The 13,609-nt window shown below is 60.8% G+C and carries 13 protein-coding genes; 7 read left to right on the plus strand and 6 right to left on the minus strand.

The window, feature by feature from the left end; genetic code table 11:
* The first annotated feature begins 5 nt into the window (after positions 1-5).
* The 4 genes from BMZ10_RS09995 (at position 6) to BMZ10_RS10010 (ending at position 3,909) form a co-directional block, all read left to right on the plus strand.
* On the plus strand, positions 6-656 hold the full coding sequence (locus tag BMZ10_RS09995; protein WP_093460869.1) for an amino acid ABC transporter permease: 651 nt from the start codon (positions 6-8) through the stop codon (positions 654-656).
* Positions 649-1,371: an amino acid ABC transporter ATP-binding protein gene (locus BMZ10_RS10000; RefSeq protein ID WP_093460872.1), complete on the plus strand. Its 723-nt coding sequence runs from the start codon at positions 649-651 to the stop codon at positions 1,369-1,371. The genes BMZ10_RS09995 and BMZ10_RS10000 overlap by 8 nt, the downstream gene beginning before the upstream one ends.
* 347 nt (positions 1,372-1,718) lie before the next feature.
* Positions 1,719-2,756, plus strand: coding sequence for a trans-3-hydroxy-L-proline dehydratase (locus tag BMZ10_RS10005; protein ID WP_093460875.1), 1,038 nt, complete (start codon positions 1,719-1,721; stop codon positions 2,754-2,756).
* A 235-nt stretch (positions 2,757-2,991) separates the two neighbouring features.
* Positions 2,992-3,909 (plus strand): dihydrodipicolinate synthase family protein, encoded by a 918-nt coding sequence (locus BMZ10_RS10010; protein WP_093460878.1) that lies wholly within the window; start codon positions 2,992-2,994, stop codon positions 3,907-3,909.
* A gap of 132 nt (positions 3,910-4,041) precedes the next feature.
* Here the strand turns inward: BMZ10_RS10010 and ttcA are convergent, their stop codons facing one another.
* Entirely contained in the window at positions 4,042-4,866 is an 825-nt protein-coding gene (gene ttcA / locus BMZ10_RS10015; RefSeq protein ID WP_093460881.1) for a tRNA 2-thiocytidine(32) synthetase TtcA, read from the minus strand.
* A 318-nt stretch (positions 4,867-5,184) separates the two neighbouring features.
* On the opposite strand from ttcA, the gene BMZ10_RS10020 reads away from it, so the two are divergent.
* Together BMZ10_RS10020 and BMZ10_RS10025 are read left to right on the plus strand one after the other, a co-directional pair.
* Complete coding sequence (locus BMZ10_RS10020) at positions 5,185-5,787, plus strand: Yip1 family protein (protein ID WP_093460885.1); 603 nt, start codon at positions 5,185-5,187, stop codon at positions 5,785-5,787.
* Positions 5,788-6,009: 222 nt separating this feature from the next.
* Positions 6,010-6,504, plus strand: a complete 495-nt coding sequence (locus BMZ10_RS10025) for a SprT family zinc-dependent metalloprotease (protein ID WP_093460887.1) — start codon at positions 6,010-6,012, stop codon at positions 6,502-6,504.
* Between the two features lie 108 nt (positions 6,505-6,612).
* Here the strand turns inward: BMZ10_RS10025 and BMZ10_RS10030 are convergent, their stop codons facing one another.
* Positions 6,613-7,794 (minus strand): CaiB/BaiF CoA transferase family protein, encoded by a 1,182-nt coding sequence (locus tag BMZ10_RS10030; protein ID WP_093460890.1) that lies wholly within the window; start codon positions 7,792-7,794, stop codon positions 6,613-6,615.
* A 373-nt stretch (positions 7,795-8,167) separates the two neighbouring features.
* Complete coding sequence (locus BMZ10_RS10035) at positions 8,168-9,502, minus strand: dicarboxylate/amino acid:cation symporter (RefSeq protein WP_093460893.1); 1,335 nt, start codon at positions 9,500-9,502, stop codon at positions 8,168-8,170.
* Positions 9,503-9,846: 344 nt separating this feature from the next.
* Between BMZ10_RS10035 and BMZ10_RS10040 the strand changes: the two genes are divergently transcribed.
* A complete protein-coding gene (locus BMZ10_RS10040) occupies positions 9,847-10,845 on the plus strand; it encodes an AraC family transcriptional regulator (RefSeq protein ID WP_093462520.1) in 999 nt (332 codons plus the stop codon).
* 167 nt (positions 10,846-11,012) lie between these two features.
* Here the strand turns inward: BMZ10_RS10040 and BMZ10_RS10045 are convergent, their stop codons facing one another.
* The 3 genes from BMZ10_RS10045 to BMZ10_RS10055 form a co-directional block, all read right to left on the minus strand.
* Entirely contained in the window at positions 11,013-12,356 is a 1,344-nt protein-coding gene (locus BMZ10_RS10045; protein ID WP_093460896.1) for an ATP-binding protein, read from the minus strand.
* A complete protein-coding gene (locus tag BMZ10_RS10050; RefSeq protein ID WP_093460900.1) occupies positions 12,353-13,030 on the minus strand; it encodes a response regulator transcription factor in 678 nt (225 codons plus the stop codon). Before BMZ10_RS10050 ends, BMZ10_RS10045 begins: the two co-directional genes overlap by 4 nt.
* A 122-nt stretch (positions 13,031-13,152) precedes the next feature.
* Positions 13,153-13,581 carry a hypothetical protein gene (locus tag BMZ10_RS10055; protein WP_093460903.1) on the minus strand — a complete coding sequence of 143 codons (429 nt, stop codon included), beginning with the start codon at positions 13,579-13,581 and terminating at the stop codon, positions 13,153-13,155.
* Positions 13,582-13,609 lie beyond the last annotated feature (28 nt).

Raw genomic sequence — 13,609 nt, forward strand, 5'->3', positions numbered from 1 at the left:
CGAGCATGTTCAATAGCACGTTCAGCTGGAACGACCTGCAATTCATGCTTCAGGGCGCCTGGGTGACGATTCTGCTGACGGTCGTCTCGATGATCATCGGCACCCTGGCGGGCGTGGTCTGCGGCATGGCCCGCGCGCTGCTGCCACGCAGCACCATCCCGCTGGCCTGGTTGCTGGATGTGTTTCGCAGCGTGCCGCTGCTGATTCAGTTCGTCCTGTTCAATGCGCTGAAAAGCATCGCGGGCCTTAACTGGAGCGCGTTCGCCGTGGCCTGCGTCGTGCTGGGGCTGTATGTCACTGCGTATTGCACGGAGATCGTGCGCAGCGGTGTGCTGTCGGTTCCGCTCAGCCTGCGTCGCGCCAGCCGCTCGCTGGGCCTCACGTACTGGCAGGACCTGCGCCGGATCGTCATGCCGATGGCGACCCGCGTCGCCTTCCCCGGCTGGGTGAATCTGCTGCTCTCAGTCATGAAAGACACCGCGCTGGTGATGTGGATCGGCATCGTCGAACTGCTCCGCGCCTCGCAGACCATCGTCACGCGCATCCAGGAACCGCTGCTGGTGCTGTGCATCGCAGGCCTCATTTACTACGTCATGAGTCTGGTGATCGCCCGTCTGGGTGCCCGGCTGGAAACAAGGTGGCAGGAAAATGATTGAGATCGACAACGTACACAAATCATTCGGCGAGCTTGAAGTCATCAAGGGCGTGAGCCTGCAGGTGAACAAGGGCGAAGTGGTGTCGATCATCGGCGGGTCGGGCTCGGGCAAGTCGACGCTGCTGATGTGCATCAATGGCCTGGAATCGATCAAGAGCGGCAGCATTCGCGTGGATGGCACCGAAGTGCATGCCAAGGGCACCGATATCAACAAGCTGCGGCAGAAGATCGGCATCGTCTTCCAGCAGTGGAACGCGTTCCCGCACCTGACGGTGCTCGAGAACGTCATGCTGGCGCCACGCACGGTGCTGGGTAAAAGCAAAGCCGAGGCCGAAGCGCTGGCGGTCCGGCAACTGACCCATGTGGGGCTGGGCGACAAGCTCAAGGTATTCCCCGGCAAGCTCTCGGGCGGGCAGCAACAGCGCATGGCGATTGCCCGGGCGCTGGCGATGTCGCCGGACTACATGCTGTTTGACGAGGCGACTTCGGCGCTCGACCCGCAGTTGGTGGGCGAGGTCCTGGACACCATGCGCATGCTTGCCGAGGACGGCATGACGATGATTCTGGTGACCCACGAAATCCGCTTCGCACGGGACGTGTCCGACCGCGTGGCGTTTTTCCGCAATGGCCTGGTGCATGAAATCGGCACGCCGGACCAGGTCATCGGCAACCCGCAGCGGCCTGAAACGGCGGACTTCCTGCGGTCGATCAATTAAAGGATCTGAAGCCTGAGGATCAGGCGCAAGGCCTGCGCAGATCAAAATTGCAGGCGTGAGCTTGCTCGCGAAGACGGTGTTTCAGTCCAGGCATCTGCACCGGATGTACCGGCCTCTTCCCGGCTAAAGCCGGTCCTGCAGACGCTGCGAGTTTTGCGTAGGACCGGCCTTTTCTCGGCTGAAGCCGGTCCTGCAGACGCTGCAAGCTTTGCGTAGGACCGGCTTTAGCCGGGAAGGCGTCGGGTGTTACGCCGCTGATCGTGGGGGGCGTTATAGGCAGGTGGCTTACTCCCACACATTGTGCAGTGGCGTCAGGTAATACGAGTCCAACAGGAGGGTTTTGCGAAATGCGCTCATCGAAAGTGATTCATGTGGTCAGTTGTCACGCCGAGGGCGAGGTCGGTGATGTGATCGTCGGCGGGGTCGCGCCGCCACCCGGGGACACGATCTGGGAGCAGTCTCGCTGGATCGAGAAGGACAACGTGCTGCGCAACTTCATGCTCAATGAGCCGCGCGGCGGCGTGTTCCGCCACGTCAACCTGCTGGTGCCGCCCAAGAACCCCAAGGCGCAGATGGGCTGGATCATCATGGAACCTGCCGACGTGCCACCGATGTCCGGCTCCAACTCGCTGTGCGTGGCAACGGTGCTGCTGGACAGCGGCATTCTGCCCATGACCGAGCCGCAAACCCGCCTGATTCTTGAAGCGCCCGGCGGACTGATCGAAGCCATCGCGCAATGCCGCGACGGCAAGGTACAGAGCGTCGAGGTGCACAACCATCCGTCTTTCGCCGATCAACTGGACGTGTGGATCGAGGTGCCCGGCCTGGGTTCGGTGCAGGTCGACACGGCTTACGGCGGCGACAGTTTCGCCATCGTCGACTCAGTGAAACTGGGTTTCTCGCTGACCGCCGACGAGGCGAAGGATCTGGTGGAAACGGGGCTCAAGATCACCCAGGCGGCCAACGAGCAACTGGGCTTCACCCACCCGCTGAACAAGGACTGGAACCACATTTCGTTCTGTCAGATCGCGGCCCCGGTGAATTACGCCGCTGGCGTCGCCAATGCCGCGAACGCGGTGGTGATCCGTCCCGGCAAGATCGACCGTTCACCGTGCGGCACCGGCTGTTCGGCGCGGCTGGCGGTGTTGCACGCCAAGGGACGGTTGAAGGTCGGTGATCGGTTCATCGGGCGCTCGATCATCGGCTCGGAGTTTCACTGCAAGATCCAGAGCGAAACCGAAATCGCCGGCCGCAAGGCCATTGTGCCCAGCCTCTCGGGCCGCGCCTGGATCACCGGGACCCACCAGCACATGCTCGACCCAAGCGACCCGTGGCCAGAGGGATACAAGCTGACCGACACCTGGCCGGTTGGCCTGAAGCTTTGAGCATCAATCGGTGAAATATCTGGAGAAACACCCACCCCTGTAGGAGTGAGCTTTGCTCGCGATGGCGGTATGTCAGCCAATCAATGGGTGTCAGACCCATCGCTATCGCGAGCAAGCTCACTCCTACAGGGCTCGGGGTAGCGTTCAAAAACCGGTTAATTGCAACAAATCACAGGCGTTTTACGCTCGAATCAAAACGTATACGAAATACCTTCAATCAAACAAGGAGTCACTCATGAGTCAGTCCGTATCCTGGAGCGGTGTTTTCCCCGCGGTCACCACGCAATTCAACGAAGACTTTTCCCTCAACCTGGAGGCTACCCACAAGGTCATTTCCAATCTGGTCCGCGACGGCGTGTCAGGTCTGGTGATCTGCGGGACCGTGGGCGAGAACACCTCTCTGAGCGTGTCCGAAAAAATCAGTCTGGTGGAGGCGGCCAAGGACGCCTCGGCCGGTCGAGTGCCGGTGATTTCCGGGATCGCCGAATTCACCAGCGCCAACGCCAGCGCTGTCGCCAAAGACGTGCAGAAGGCCGGCGCCGACGGGATCATGCTGATGCCCGCGCTGGTGTATTCGTCAAAACCGTTCGAAACCGCTGCGCATTTTCGCACCGTGGCCGCCGCCACCGATTTGCCGATGATGGTGTACAACAACCCGCCCATTTACAAAAACGACGTCACCCCGGACATCCTGATTTCCCTGGCCGACTGCGACAACATTGTCTGCTTCAAGGACTCGTCGGGTAACACCAACCGCTTCATCGACGTGCGCAACGAGGTTGGCGACCGCTTCGTGCTGTTCGCAGGGCTCGATGACGTGCTGGTCGAAAGCGTGGCGGTGGGCGCGGTGGGCTGGGTGTCGGGCATGTCCAATGCCTTCCCGAAAGAAGGCGAAACCCTGTTCCGTCTGGCCAAGGCAGGACGCTTCGCCGAAGCGATGGCTCTGTATGAATGGTTCATGCCGCTGTTGCACCTGGACGCGCGTCCGGATCTGGTGCAGTGCATCAAGCTGTGCGAAGCGATCATGGAACGCGGCAGCGCTCTCACCCGCCCTCCGCGTCTGGCGTTGCCGGACAGCGACCGGGCGTACGTCGAAGGGCTGATGAAGACCGCCTTGGCGAACAAGCCGGTGTTGCCGGATGTGGGGCTTTGACGAACCTGCTGAACGACACTTGACCATAGTAAGCGTGAGCTAGCTCGCGATTGCCATTCGTCAGACACTGTTTTATCTCTGACCTACCGCAATCGCGAGCAAGCTCACTCCTACAGGATTCCGTGCGTTGCTTTAAATATTCACCACATTCACAAACCGCGACGCGGCGGTTTCGTCTATCTTCAGGCTGGTGAAATCGAACAGATTGCGGTCGGCCAGTTGCGACGGCACCACGTTCTGCAGGCTGCGGAAGATCATTTCGGAGCGGCCCGGTGTCTTGCGGTCCCACTCCTGAAGCATGTCCTTGACCACCTGACGCTGCAGGTTCTCCTGCGAGCCGCACAGGTTGCAAGGAATGATCGGGAATTGCTTCATGTCCGAATACGCCTGGATATCCTTCTCGGCGCAGTACGCCAGCGGCCGGATCACCACGTTGCGGCCATCGTCGGCGCGCAGCTTGGGCGGCATGGCCTTGAGGGTGCCGTTGAAAAACATGTTCAGGAAGAACGTTTCGACGATGTCGTCACGATGGTGACCGAGCGCCATCTTGGTCGCACCGATTTCGTCAGCGAAGGTGTACAGCGTGCCGCGACGCAGGCGCGAGCACAGCGAGCAAGTGGTCTTGCCTTCCGGAATCAGCTCCTTGACTACCGAGTAGGTGTCTTTCTCGACGATGTGGTATTCGACGCCCAGCTCTTTCAGGTAGGCCGGCAGCACGTGCTCCGGAAAGCCCGGCTGTTTCTGGTCCATGTTCACGGCAACGATGTCGAACTTGATCGGCGCGACCTTCTGCAAATGCAGCAGCACGTCGAGCATGGTGTAGCTGTCCTTGCCGCCGGACAGGCAGACCATCACCTTGTCGCCCTCTTCAATCATGTTGAAATCGGCAACTGCCTCGCCTGCAAGCCGACGCAGACGCTTCTGCAGTTTGTTCTGATTGACTGAAAGGGTGCCCATGGCGCTGATATCCGCTCGCTGTGACTCTGGAAAAGGACGGCATTTTACGCATAAACGCTGGGGCTGGTAATGCCTGTTGGTCCCTTGAACACTGGCCGGGTTCTGCGTGTTTACGTAGGTGCCATCCGGTTGCAAATCACCAACGGCTATTAACAGCGTTCTTGAATGCGCCAAACACTCTAACGCCTGCGGTTTTCATGGCCTGCAGCTTTCTATACTGCCAGTGAGGTCGCCGCCGTTTCCCTTGCCAGAGCGTGACCTTGCCCTGACTTCATCAGGTTGTCAGGTGCGACGGTTCCCTCATGAGGAGTAGCGGGCATGATTCATCACGTTCTGGGGCTGTTCACGCACCCCGATCAGGAATGGCAACAAATACGTGGCGAAAAAGAAGAAAGCATCGGCCACATGTACCTCACGCATACATTGATCCTGGCGGCGATCCCGGCCGTTTCGGCGTACATCGGCACCACGCAGGTCGGCTGGGTGATCGGCGGACGCACACCCGTCATGCTCACCAGCGACAGTGCGATCTGGATGACGATCATGTCGTACATCGCCATGCTGGCGGGCGTCGCCGTAATGGGTGGGTTCATTCACTGGATGGCACGAACCTACGACGCCAGCCCCAGCCTCGCACGCTGCGTGGCGTTTGCGACCTACACCGCCACACCGCTTTTCATCGGCGGACTGGCGGCGCTCTACCCGCACATGTGGCTGGGAATGATGGTCGGGGTGGCGGCGGTCTGTTACACGGTTTATCTGTTGTACGTCGGGCTGCCGGTGTTCATGGGCATCGACCCGGACGAAGGCTTCATGTTTTCCAGCTCCGTGCTGGCGGTGGGGCTGGTGGTGCTGGTGGCGATCATGGCATTCACGGTGGTGCTGTGGGGCATCGGGGTCGGGCCTGAATACACGAATTGAGGCCTGTCGGTCATCGATCCAGCGACCGTACGCAAAACCTGCAGGAGTGAGCTTGCTCGCGATTGCGGTCTGCCAGACACAAGGATTTCTCTGACAGATAGCAATCGCGAGCAAGCTCACTCCTACACGGCTCGGCGGTGAATTCATGACCATTCGGCAGCTCAGGTTTTCGGCAGGGACGCGCTTTGCGGCATACTCGCCTCCTCTGGAGACCGATGAAGCATGCTCGAGCAACTCAATACCCGCGTCGAATCCTGTTACCAACAAGCCGAAGACTTCTTCAAACGCCCTTTCAAACGCCCTCTCGTCAGCCTCAAATTACGGGGCCAGAAGGCCGGTGTCGCGCATCTGCACGAAAACATGCTGCGCTTCAATCCGCAGCTGTACCGCGAAAACAGTGAAGATTTCCTGCGCCAGACCGTGGCCCATGAAGTCGCGCACCTGGTCGCCCATCAACTGTTCGGCGACACCATCGCGCCTCACGGCGAAGAGTGGCAACTGATCATGCGTGGCGTGTATGAGCTGCCGCCCAACCGCTGCCACACCTATGAAATCCAGCGCCGCCGCGTGACCCGCTACATCTACCGTTGCCCGTGCCCGGAAAGCGATTTCCCGTTTTCCGTGCAGCGGCACAAGCTGGTGCGCAAAGGTCGGCGTTATCTGTGCCGCCGGTGTCGGGAAATCTTGGTGTTCAGCGGCGAGACGCGGGTCGAGTAACCCTCCTCTTCTCGCCAGTCCTCACTGCCCGTGCACAAGCTCACTCCCGCAGGGGATCGAGGCATGGCCGGACTCGCTCGCGAAGAACCGTTGATTGCGCCACACCCATCAGCCAATGACCCCGTTCGCACGCATGGCGCTGATTTGCTCCTGATCAAACCCCGCCTCCGCCAGCACCTGTTCGCTGTGCGCACCCACTGACACGCCGATATGCCGGGGCGGTGAAAGGCCGTCCGAGAACTTCAGCGGACACGCCATCTGTGGCTGAGCGCTGCCATCGCTCCTCGGCACCAGCGTGACCACCTGCCGGGCTTGCAACTGCGGATGGTCCACCGCCTCCGAGAAGCTCAGCACCGGCTCGACGCATGCATCAATCGCGGCGAAACAGGTCGTAAGTTCGGCAAAACTGCGCCGTTCGAACTCGATCTCTAACGCTTGTTTAAGCGCCGTCTGCTGGGCATGGTCCGGTGAAAGTCCCGCCCGGGCCAGTTCGGGTCGCCCCAACGCCTCGCATAGCGCCTTCATGAACACAGGCTCCAGACTGCCGACCGCGAACCAGCGTCCGTCGCGGCTGCAGTAGTAGTCATAGAAGCTGCCGCCGTTGAGCATCTGGGCTTCGCGGTGCGGCTCGACGCCCGCCGCCAGAGCACCGGCGCCGGCCAAGGCATTCAGGCTGAAGACGCAGTCGGTCATGCTGACATCGACGTACTGCCCTCTCCCGGTCTCGTTGCGCGCCACCACCGCTGCCAGCAAGCCGATCACGCCGTGCAGCGAACCGCCCGCCACATCGGCAACCTGCACGCCCAGCGGCAAAGGGCCGCTGTCCTTGCGACCGGTGTGGCTGGCAAGTCCCGACAGCGCCAGGTAGTTGATGTCATGCCCGGCACGGTCGCGATAAGGCCCGGTCTGGCCGTAGCCGGTGATTGCCACGTAGATCAGCTTCGGGTTGATCGCCTGCAGCGCCTGATAACCGATGCCCAGACGCTCCATCACGCCGGGCCGGAACTGCTCCAGCACGATGTCGTAATCCGCGACCAGTCGTTTGACGACCTCGATCGCCTGCGGCTGTTTGAGATCCAGCGCCAGGCTGCGCTTGTTGCGGTTGAGGTACGCGTGACTGGCCGACACGCCCTGATCATGGGGCGGCAGCGTGCGGAGAAGGTCTGGCCGGGTCGGCGATTCGATGCGCAACACGTCGGCGCCCATATCGGCCAGCAGCAACGAAGCAAAGGGGCCGGGCAACAGCGTGGAAAAATCGAGGACTTTGAGCGAAGACAACGGACCTTGCATGCGAGGGCGTCCCTGGACATCGGCGATGAGGGACAGCGTAGGTCGGGGCGTTCGGCGGGGCAATGACACAATCCATCATCAAGACTTGCAGGCGGCCTCGGAGGTTGTGAGCCAATTGTCTTTATACCCCTCGATCTACGGCGTAATACCCGAAGCCTTCCCGGCTAAAGCCGGTCCTACGGACGCTGCAAGCTTTTCGTAGGACCGGCTTTAGCCGGGAACAAACCGGTGCATGCGCAGGACATTCGGCGCGGAGCTGAGGCTTCGCGAGCAAGCCCACACCCAAAGGTACTGTTTCCCGACTTACAGCCAATAAAAAACCCGCCCGGGTTTCCCTCGGGCGGGTTTTTCACATCAGCCAGACGCTAAGCGATCAAGAGCGGCCTACCGTAGCAGAACCCTCGGCCACGCCCAGATCGTCTTCTGGACGGGTTTCTTCGATGGCGCGACCGCCGCTGGCCAGTTCAGCCTGCATTTGCGGCACGTCAAGTTCCTTCACCCACTTGGCCACGACCAGGGTTGCGACTGCGTTACCAACCAGGTTGGTCAGCGCGCGGGCTTCGGACATGAAGCGGTCGATACCCAGGATCAGCGCCAGACCGGCCACTGGCAGATGACCGACTGCAGACAGGGTCGCCGCCAGTACGATGAAGCCCGAACCGGTCACGCCCGCTGCGCCTTTGGAAGACAGCAGCAGCACGAGCAGCAAGGTGATCTGGTGGGTGATGTCCATGTGGGTGTTGGTCGCTTGCGCGATGAACACGGCCGCCATGGTCAGGTAGATCGACGTGCCGTCCAGGTTGAACGAGTAACCGGTCGGGATCACCAGACCCACGACGGATTTCTTCGCGCCCAGACGCTCCATCTTGATCAGCATGCGTGGCAGAGCCGATTCAGAGGAAGAGGTCCCCAGCACGATCAGCAGCTCTTCACGGATGTACTTGATCAGCTTGAGGATGCTGAAACCGTGTGCACGGGCGATGCTGCCCAGCACCAGCAGGACGAACAGCAGGCAGGTGATGTAGAAGCACAGCATCAGCTGACCCAACTGCACCAGCGAGCTGACGCCGTAAGCGCCGATGGTGAAAGCCATCGCGCCCAGCGCACCCAGTGGGGCCAGCTTCATGATCATGTTGATGATGTTGAACATCACGTGAGCGAAGCGATCGATGAAGTCCAGGATCGGCTTGCCGTACGAACCCAGGCGGTGCAGCGCGAAGCCGAAGATGACCGAGAACATCAGCACTTGCAGGATGTCACCATTGGCAAAGGCACCGACGATGGTGTTCGGGATCACGTTCAGAATGAAACCGATCACGCTCTGGTCTTTACCGGCCGTGACGTAGGCGGCAACTTTGGATGCATCGAGGGTCGAAACGTCGATGTTCATGCCGGCGCCCGGCTGAACCACGTTGACCACGATCAGGCCGATGATCAGCGAGATGGTCGACACGATTTCGAAGTAGAGCAGCGCGTAACCGCCGGTCTTGCCCACGGATTTCATGCTCTGCATGCCAGCGATACCGCTGACCACGGTGCAGAAGATGATGGGGGCGATGACCATTTTGATCAGTTTGATGAACCCGTCACCCAAGGGTTTGAGCGTAACGGCAGTGTCGGGATACCAGTGACCGAGTGCGATACCGATGATGATTGCAACGATCACCTGGGCATACAGGGATTTGTAGATTGGCTGACGAGTCGTCATTGCAGTTTCCTCAAGAGCATCGTTTGCAGCATTCCAGATGCAGCGACGCCTAAAGTGCGAACCCTCCTGCTCGGAGGGATTTGTTGTTGTCGAGCTGCTCTCAGGCAGACCTCTGCACCCAGTAACGCAAGCCCCGTGCCATCGTTCGATAAAGCGCCAGAAACCCCAAGTGGCAAGGACCATTCGCTAAATCCTAGTCGGAAATCGGTAGGCACGGTGGCGGATTTCCGCCCTTTTTCGACAAATAGGCGCTGTCATTGGCGGGTATCCGCCTTGCAGGCGACAACGATCGGCGCGACCCTGCGTTCACGCATCCGCAGCCAAAACACAAAAAGAGCAGCCTCATGCGCCATCGCACCATCGCCAGCCACTTCGCCCGGGCCGTTCTGCAAGGCGCGCGGCATTACGACCTTGATTGCCGGCCGATACTGGAGCAGGCGGGTATACAGCCTGAATGGCTGAACGGGCCAAGGGCGCGGATCGCGCCGGAGCAGTTCGCACGGCTGATCCAGCTGGTCTGGCGCGCTCTGGATGACGAATTCATGGGCTTTGGCCTCGCGCCCAGCAGACGCGGCACGTTCGCGATGATGTGCCACACCCTGATTCATTGCCGGACGCTGGAAAAAGCGCTGCAACGCGGGTTCAGGTTTTATGGCCTGTTTGCGCAGGCCCCACGGCTGAGCCTTGAGCGCGATGGCGAATGGGTGCGGCTGTGCCTGGACGATTCGAGCCTGCGTGACCCGGAACATTTTCTCAGCGAGTCGCTGCTGGTGATCTGGCACCGGCTGGCGAGCTGGCTGATCGGCCAGCGTATTCGCCTGGAGCAGTCGACGTTCGCCTATCCACGGCCCGCCCATGGCGCTGAGTACGAGCTGCTGTTTTACTCGCCGTTGCAATTCGATGCCGAGCGCACGGCCCTGACCTTCCATCACCGTTACCTGAACCTGCCGCTGCTGCAGGACGAGCGTACGTTGAAGCGGTTTCTCGAACGCTCTCCCGCTGACCTGCTCGCCCGCCCCGATGAGGGCGACAGCCTGAGCAGCCAGTTGCGTCGCCTGCTCAGCCGCGATTGCAATCAGTGGCCGGACCTGGAAACGGTCGCCGATCACTTGCACATCAGCGCGCAAACATTGCGCCGTCATCTGCGCGAGGAAGGCGCCAGCTTTCAAGGGCTCAAGGACGAATTGCGCCGGGACATGGCGATTTACCATTTGGGTCAGCCAAACCTTTCACTGCAGCAGATCGCCGAGCAACTGGGGTTTTCGGAGCCTTCGGCGTTTCATCGCGCGTTCAAGAAATGGACAGGCCTCACGCCAGGGGCGTATCGGGCGCAGGCGGTGTGAAGGGCCTGAGCATATTGGGTAGGAGCGAGGCTTGTCCCGCGATCTGGCGCGCAGCGGCAGCATTTCCTGACAACGCGCAGGGACAGACGCCCAAGTGTCCGGATTGACGACTGCTGCGCAGCCGATCGCGGGACAAGCCACGCTCCTACAGGGTCGTGACGGATAGTTTAAATCGCAAACTGAATCCTGAACGCTGCGCCGCCCAACTCCGAATCTCCCAAGGTCAGCCCTGCGCCGTAGCTTTCGATGATGTCCTTGACCACCGCAAGGCCGATGCCCTGACCCGGGTTTTTCTGATCCAGGCGCTCACCGCGCTCCAGAATTCGGGCGCGCTGGTTGAGGGGGACGCCGGGGCCGTCGTCCTCGATGCACAATTCGTCGCCCATCATCGAAGGCCGCCAACTGACCCGCACTTCGCCCAGGCACAGGCGATAGGCGTTTTCCAGCAAATTGCCGAGCATCTCCAGCAGCGCGCCCTCCTCCATCTGCACCTGACAGTTGTCCGGCAGGTCGAGCACGACCGTCACCTGCTTGTCGCGATAGACCTTCTCCAGCGTGTTGCACAGGCTTTGAATGACCGGCTTCAACGCGACGTGATGGCGCACCAGACCACTTTTGCGCAGGCTGGCGCGCTGCAGCTGGTAACCGATCTGCTGACTCATGCGCTCGATCTGCGATTGCAGAATGCGCGCCTGCTCAAGGTCTTCGGGGCGCTTGGCGATCGTTTCACTGACGCCCTGCAAGACGGCCAGCGGCGTTTTCAGGCTGTGGGCCAGATCGCCCAGCGAGTCCCGGTAGCGAATGCGCTGCTCACGTTCACTGCGCAACAGGCGGTTGAGCGAATCGGTCAGGCGCAACAGTTCGCTGGGGTGGTCTTCACTGAGGCTTTCGCGCGAACCGGCTTCCACCTGATCGAGCTCCTGACTCATCCCGCGAAGCGCACGCAAGCCCCAGGTCAGGCCGACCCAGAGCAGAATCAGCAGCACCAGCAACGCGCCGCCAAAGCCCAGATAGAGCTTTTCACGCAGCCCGGAAATGGTTTCCTGATATTCACGCACCGGTTGCAAGGCGACGATGCTGTAGGCCGCATTGCGTCCGCCCAGCAGTTTGATTTCCACGTCATACACGAAGAATTCTTCGCCATTGGGCTGACGGATCTTGGCGAACTCGTTACCCCGACCGTCATAGCGCGGCTGATAGTCGATGGCTTCGTCTTCGGTGGCGCGGGACCGCCAGACCAGTTTGCCGGCGCGGTTATAGATGTAGCCCAGCAAGCGGCTGTCCGGCAGGCTGAACTGCTCGCCTGGCAGCAGCGTCGGCATCAACAGCCGATCGTCCTCCACCCGCGCCGCGGAAATCAGCGTGGTGACGTCCGAGGCCAGTCGTTTTTCAATCGAGCTTTCCAGCGCCAGGCTGAACGCGCTTTGCAGCGCCGGCAGCATCAGCAGCATGAAGATGACCGCCAGCGTCGCGGCGGCCAGCATCAGACGCAGGCGAAGCGAACGAATCATCGACAGCGCTCGGTGAAGAGGTAGCCCAGGCCGCGCACGGTGTCGATCGGTCTGAAGCCCGCAGGCCCTTCCAGTTTGCGGCGCAGGCGACCGACCAGCACTTCGATCACGTTGGGATCGCGCTCGTCGTCATCGGGATAGAGCTGCTCCATGAGGCGTTCTTTGGGCACCACCTGCTGATGGTGGCGCATGAGGTATTCCAGAATCCGGTATTCGTAAGCAGTCAGCGCCAGCGGCTGTTCGTCCAGCGAGGCCTGCTTGCGGTTGAGGTCCAGGGTGAGCGGCCCGGCAATGATCGTCGACTGCGTGAAGCCGCTCGAGCGGCGCAACAGCGCATTGAGCCGGGCCTCCAGTTCTTCGAACTGAAACGGCTTGACCACGTAATCGTCAGCACCGGCGGCCAGGCCTTCGACCTTGTCCTGCCAGTTGCCGCGCGCGGTGAGGATCAGGATCGGAAACGCCTTGTTCTGAGCGCGCAACTGACGAATCAGGTCCAGCCCGCCAATGCCCGGCAGGCCCAGATCGATCACCGCCAGATCGTGGTTGAACTGCCCTGCCTGATACAACGCCTCCTCGGCATTGCCCACCGCCTCGACCACGTGGCCGCTCTCGGTCAGACGGGTCTGCAAGTGATGACGCAATAAGGCTTCATCTTCGACAACCAGCAATTTCATAACGCACTCCCAGGCAAAGGCATACCTCTCGATTCGTGGACCCAACGACATTGCCAGGGTCGTCATGGTGACGACCCTGGCGACGATTGCGCAATCCGGACACCGACAAGAATATCGGCGGCTTACAGGACACGGTGAACGGGCAAGTAGTTGTCCGGACTGTCGCTCAGGCTCAGTGACTCGCCGGCACCAACCGTGCGGGCGGGCATGGCGTCACTGAACAGTTTAGCCGCCGTGCTTGATGGCATCTTCACATCGTAGCTGGCGAGCTGTGATTCCTGGCGTAGCTTGACACCGTTGACCGTGGCCGACAGGTTTTCGAAGCTCACGCAGTAGGGATGATCGACAGGTTGCTGGGTGAAACCCTCACTCCAGCCGCCGATCGCCGTGCTGACGCTCTGCGTCCGTCGAATGCCACTGGTTCTGTCGGTCTTTTCGCTGTTCTTGCCGTAGTCGATGCGTGAAACGTCAGCATTGCCGTCCGCCGCCTGTGCCGCAGCGCTGCCGCCGAGAAAAGCCAGCGCCAGGAAAAACTTGTTGAACATCAGCATGTGCAGGTCCTCCGGCGCCCAGGCGCCT

The sequence above is a fragment of the Pseudomonas sp. NFR16 genome, from assembly GCF_900108875.1.
Taxonomy (GTDB): domain Bacteria; phylum Pseudomonadota; class Gammaproteobacteria; order Pseudomonadales; family Pseudomonadaceae; genus Aquipseudomonas.